Consider the following 618-nt stretch of genomic DNA (forward strand, 5'->3'; position numbering starts at 1 on the left):
GTGTAAAACCCGATGATATGTGAATTGTCGTTATCATCTTCTAAAACAAACGTTCTGGTGTTGTCTTTCTTTGCTTGCTGACTCGCCATTACTTTCAAGTAATTATTGAGAGCTTCGCTGCCACAGTTGAATCGGTTTCTATCGTGTTTAGCTTTATCTAGAAGTACCGTATTCATCATTGAATTTTGCTTTCGTATCGTTCAGAGGCAGTTTTGAGTTTTGAGTTCTGTGTTGCAGGACTGTCTAAAGCTTCCATTAGCAACATAGCATCAGCTTGGCTCAATTTTAAAGCTTGTTCGCGTTCGATGACTTGTTTTGCTTTTTCAATTGCAGCGCTTAGAACAAATGAGTTAATACTAGACATGCCAGCGATCGCGGCAGCCTTAGTAAGTAAATCTTGTGTATCGACATCAACTCTAGCTGTGATGCGAGGCAAGGTAGTAGCCATAATGTTATCTCCTGTTGTGTCAAAATGTCACATGGGTATTATGGTCTTAAAGTGTGCAATAAGCAATTGCTGTGTCAATTTGGCACACTTGGTATTTTTACTATGCGTTAATTTTAGTAATTAAGGTGGTTTGCGGTGGCATCGGTATTGCATGCCTCACACCTTAATTG

Annotated in this window: 1 protein-coding gene and 1 pseudogene; both read right to left on the reverse strand. The window is 39.6% G+C overall.

Annotated elements, in window-relative coordinates; genetic code table 11:
* Positions 1–179 (reverse strand): annotated as a pseudogene (locus AB4585_RS29220) (GNAT family N-acetyltransferase); the annotation flags it as partial.
* Positions 176–448, reverse strand: a complete 273-nt coding sequence (locus AB4585_RS29225) for a DUF1778 domain-containing protein (protein WP_017030664.1) — start codon at positions 446–448, stop codon at positions 176–178. The pseudogene AB4585_RS29220 and the gene AB4585_RS29225, both read right to left, overlap by 4 nt.
* Between the last annotated feature and the right edge of the window lie 170 nt (positions 449–618).

It is taken from the genome of Vibrio sp. 10N.222.49.C9, assembly GCF_041474985.1.
Lineage (GTDB): Bacteria > Pseudomonadota > Gammaproteobacteria > Enterobacterales > Vibrionaceae > Vibrio > Vibrio crassostreae_C.

Excerpts from the sequence above, each read along its gene's own strand:
- AB4585_RS29225 (WP_017030664.1), bottom strand. The coding sequence starts at position 448 with ATGGCTACTACCTTGCCTCGCATCACAGCTAGAGTTGATGTCGATACA.